Here is a 4,251-nt window from a genome sequence, read left to right on the forward strand (position 1 = left end):
GCCCAAGGGCGTCTCCGTGCTCAGCATAGCCGGTGCTCTGGAACTGTCGTCGGATGGCTCGGTGACCTCGGCGCGGATCGCACTCGGCTGCATGGCGGATCGGCCCATGCGCGCCAGGGCGGCGGAAAAAGCGCTGATCGGCCGAACGCTAACCGCTGACGGCATCGCGCCGGCCTTGGCCGCGGCCGGTGATGGCACCTCGCCCATCACCGACCCGATCGCCAGCGCCTGGGATCGCGCCGAAGTCCTGCCGGTTCATCTCGGGCGGTTGCTGCTCGCATAATATTTGTTCGGGGGCGCGCGTCTGTCCGCTGGTTCGGGCAGGCGCGCTGGGAGGAAAACATGGCAAAGGTTCCGGTTCAATTCACGCTCAACGGCTCGGAAAAGGCCGAATTCATCGACAGCGGCACGACGCTGCTTCAGGCGCTGCGCGACAAGATCGGCGACACCTCGCCGAAGGGCGGCTGTCATCAGGGCACCTGCGGCGCCTGTTCCGTCATCATAGACGGCGAACTCCGGCTCTCCTGCCTGACGTTGGCCGAGACCTGCAATGGCGCCGTCATCAGCACGACATCAGGGCTTTCGGAAAGCGGCGTGCTGCACCCGCTGCAGCGCGCCTTTCTCGACACGTTCGCCACGCAATGCGGCTTCTGCACGCCGGGCATGATCATGGCGGCCAAGGTGCTGCTCGACCACACGCCCAATCCCAGCCGCGACGAGGTGGTCGAGGCGCTGTCGGGCAACATCTGCCGCTGCACCGGTTACGAGCCGATCATCCAGGCGGTGCTGACCGCCGCCCGCGCCAATTCGCAGAACGCGGCCTGAAGGGTCCAAAACAATGGAACTGCGCAAGAACTACTTCGCCGATGTCCGCAAGGACGATCTGCACGAGATCGGCCAGCCCCGGCCGCGCTCGGATTCGCCCGGCCATGTCACCGGCAAGACCGCCTTTTTCGCCGACCGCAACTTTCCCGGCATGCTGCACCTGAAGATGGTGCGCAGCCCGCATCACCATGCCCGCATCGGTTCGATCGACACCTCAGAGGCGGAAAAACATCCGGGCGTGGTGAAAATTCTGACCGCCAAGGACGTACCGCACAATGTCTACACCATCCTGATCCTGATCCAGATCGGGCCGGAGGACGAGACGGTGCTTGCCGACGGCAAGGTGCGCTGGAAGGGCGAGGCCGTGGTGGCGGTGCTGGCCGAAACCGAGCGCGCGGCACAAGAGGCCGCAGCCAAGGTCAAGGTCGACTATGAGGTGCTGCCGGCCGTCTTCGACATGGAAGAGGCGCTGAAACCCGACGCGCCGCTGGTCAACGAATATCACGGCCAGAATTATTACCTCTATGATAGCGGCGAGTGCCGCAAGGTGCGCTTCGGCGATGTCGAGGCGGGCTTCGCCGGCGCCGACCACATACTGGAGCAGAGCTACCAGTCTTCGCCGATCGAGCACGCGCCGACCGAGACCACCGGCTGCGTGGTGGCGCCCGAGGGCAATGACCGCTTCACCTGCTATACCAACACGCAGGCGATGTTCTTCACGCTCGACAACACCTCGATCATCCTGCAGATGCCGGGCAGCAAATTGCATTTCGTCGGCGGCACAGTCGGTGGCGGTTTTGGCGGCAAGGTCGACGTCATCGTCGAGCCGATCGCCATCCTCGGCGCAAAACTAACAGGACGACCAGTCTGTTTTATCTACAGCCGCGAGGAGGAGATGCAGATCTCGTCGCCGCGCGCCGCTGAAAAGGTCGTCATCAAGGACGGCGTCATGAAAGATGGCCGCATCGTCGCGCGCAAGGTCACCGGATACACCGATGCCGGCGCCTATTCGCGCCACTCGCCCTACGGCGCGCAGAAGGGCGCGGGGCATTATCCCGGCCCCTACACTATTCCGAACGTCTGGATCGACACCTATTGCGTCTACACCAACCGCACGCCGTCGTCGGCCATGCGCGGCTTCGGCGTCACCATCGGCGATTTCGCGCTGGAGGTGCAGATGGACAAGCTGGCGCGCCTGATCGGCATGGACCCGCTCGAATTCCGCTTCATCAACGCCTATCGCGACGGTGATATGAAAGCGCACCGCCAGCCGACAGAGGGCGCCGCGCTGATCGAATGCATGCAGGAAGCCTCGCGCGCCGCCAACTGGCCGGTGGCGGAAAAGTACCTGGCGATGTCCTCCTATACGAAGGGAGCTTGAGATGGCGATCAGGCGTGGGCGCGGCGTTGCCGCGATCAACTATCCCACCGGTATGAACCTCGGCGGTGACCCGACGCAGGCACTGGTGCACTCGACGCCAACAGGCAATTTCATGGTGACATTGTCCTCCGTCGATCTCGGCCAGGGCATGAAGCAGATCATGGCGCAGATCTGCGCCGAGACCATCGGCGTGCCGACAGACCGCGTCGTCGTCGACACCGCCGACACCGACACCGGCCCGCACTGCATGGGCACCTTCGCCTCGCGCGGTACGCACCGCGCCGGCAACGCCGTCATCCAGGCGGCAAGGGAAGCGCGGCAGGTGATGCTGGAAGTGGCCGCCGAGGAACTGGAGGTGAACGCCTCCGACCTCGAGACCGACGGCCAGGGCAACATACTGGTCAAAGGCGCGCCGCAAAAATCGATCTCGATCTTCGATGTCGCGCTGTCGGCGCATTTCAAGCGCGGTCGCTCGATCTCGGGCCGCGGCATGTTCCTGATTCCGCGCTCTTATCCGGAGAAAGAGACTGGCGCGATGAAGCCATCGACCTGCTACGCGCATGCCTGCACCGTGGCCGAGGTCGAGGTCGACGACGAGACCGGCGCGGTCACCGTGCTGACTGTGAAGAACGTCTTCGAGATCGGCCGCGCGCTGAACCCGAAAATGGTCGAACAGCAACTGGTCGGCGGTTCGTGGATGGGCATCAGCCATGCGCTCTACGAGACGACCGAGCCCTATTATCCCAACCGCGACCATGGCGGCACGGACTTCAACCAGTATCTGATGCCCGGCCCCGGCGACCTCGCCGAGACCGAGATCATCGTGCTGGAGCGTCCATCGGCGGACGGGCCATACGGTGCCAAGGGGCCGGGCGAAATGTGCGCCAACCCGCAGATCCCGGCGGTCGCCAATGCCGTCTTCGACGCCGTCGGCGTGCGCATCGACACGCTGCCGATCACGCCGGAGCGCATCCTGCGCGCGCTGAAGGCGCAAGCGGCGAACTGAGGGCCGAAATGACCGGGACAAGCGCCGAGACATCAGCGACCTCGCCGGAGGCGGTGGCGCAGCATCTTGCCGCCTCGCGCTATCTGGCCGACGACAGTCTTGCGACCGCGATCTTCCTGGCGATCCGGCTGGGGAAGCCGCTGCTGCTCGAAGGCGCACCAGGCGTCGGCAAGACGGAAGCGGCCAAGGCGATCGCCGCGCTGCTCGGCCGCGATCTGGTGCGGCTGCAATGCTATGAAGGCATCGACGCTGCGCACGCGCTCTACGAATGGAATTATCAACGCCAGCTGCTCGCCATTCGCCACGCCGGCGAGCACGAGATCGACATCTACGAAGACCGTTTCCTGATCGCCCGGCCGCTGCTGCAGGTGCTGAAGGCGCCGGAACAGCGCGTGCTGCTGGTCGACGAGATCGACCGCTCGGATCATGAATTCGAGGCGCTGCTTCTGGAATTCCTCTCCGATTTCCAGATCAGCATTCCCGAACGCGGTACCGTCCGCGCCACGGCACAGCCGATCGTCATCCTGACCTCGAACCGCACCCGCGAGCTTGCCGAGGCACTGCGCCGCCGCTGCGTCTACCACTGGATCGGCTATCCCGACGCCGAGCGCGAGGCCGCCATCATCATGCTGCGCGCCGGCGATGTGGCCGAGGTAACGGCGCGCGCGGTGGCGGCGGCCGTGCAGACCATCCGCGCCCGGCCGCTGGCCAAGCCGCCGGGTATCGCCGAGGCCGTCGAATGGGCCAATGCCGCCACCATCCTGGAGAAGGGCGGCAGCCCGTGGCCGGAAGCCTTCCGCCGCGCCATCGGCGTGCTGATCAAGGACGAGGAAGACCTTTCCTACATCGCACCGGAGCTTGGCCGGATCGTCGAGGAGGCGCTGGCGTGACGCGGGAGGTCATTTCGCAAGGCTGGCGGGACAGCGCCCCCCTCTGTCCTGCCGGACATCTCCCCCTCAAGGGGGGAGATTGGCAGCTTCGGCGCTTCGCTCTGTTCGGCGACGTCAGCGATTAGCGAAAGCGGGGATGACATCCGATC

4 protein-coding genes and 1 pseudogene are annotated in these 4,251 nt (G+C 65.2%); all 5 read left to right on the forward strand.

From position 1 onward, the window contains the following. Window positions 1-283: pseudogene (locus EN879_RS26160) on the forward strand (xanthine dehydrogenase family protein subunit M); the annotation flags it as partial. A gap of 59 nt (window positions 284-342) precedes the next feature. Next, window positions 343-825, forward strand: coding sequence for a (2Fe-2S)-binding protein (locus EN879_RS26165; protein WP_063168523.1), 483 nt, complete (start codon window positions 343-345; stop codon window positions 823-825). A gap of 13 nt (window positions 826-838) precedes the next feature. After that, the gene (locus EN879_RS40675) at window positions 839-2,206 is read left to right on the forward strand and encodes a xanthine dehydrogenase family protein molybdopterin-binding subunit (RefSeq protein ID WP_063168524.1); all 1,368 of its coding nucleotides are present in this window, start codon (window positions 839-841) and stop codon (window positions 2,204-2,206) included. 1 nt (window position 2,207) lies between these two features. After that, window positions 2,208-3,212, forward strand: coding sequence for a molybdopterin cofactor-binding domain-containing protein (locus tag EN879_RS40680; RefSeq protein ID WP_063168525.1), 1,005 nt, complete (start codon window positions 2,208-2,210; stop codon window positions 3,210-3,212). An 8-nt stretch (window positions 3,213-3,220) separates the two neighbouring features. Then, the gene (locus EN879_RS26180) at window positions 3,221-4,102 is read left to right on the forward strand and encodes a MoxR family ATPase (protein ID WP_063168526.1); all 882 of its coding nucleotides are present in this window, start codon (window positions 3,221-3,223) and stop codon (window positions 4,100-4,102) included. Window positions 4,103-4,251: the final 149 nt, after the last annotated feature.

Source organism: Mesorhizobium sp. M7A.F.Ca.AU.002.02.1.1 (assembly GCF_003998535.1).
In the GTDB taxonomy this organism is placed as follows: Bacteria; Pseudomonadota; Alphaproteobacteria; order Rhizobiales; family Rhizobiaceae; genus Mesorhizobium; species Mesorhizobium ciceri.

Bases quoted from the DNA above. Each gene is read 5' to 3' on its own strand.
- EN879_RS26165 (WP_063168523.1), top strand. From the start codon at position 343: ATGGCAAAGGTTCCGGTTCAATTCACGCTCAACGGCTCGGAAAAGGCC.
- EN879_RS40675 (WP_063168524.1), top strand. From the start codon at position 839: ATGGAACTGCGCAAGAACTACTTCGCCGATGTCCGCAAGGACGATCTG.
- EN879_RS40680 (WP_063168525.1), top strand. From the start codon at position 2,208: ATGGCGATCAGGCGTGGGCGCGGCGTTGCCGCGATCAACTATCCCACC.
- EN879_RS26180 (WP_063168526.1), top strand. From the start codon at position 3,221: ATGACCGGGACAAGCGCCGAGACATCAGCGACCTCGCCGGAGGCGGTG.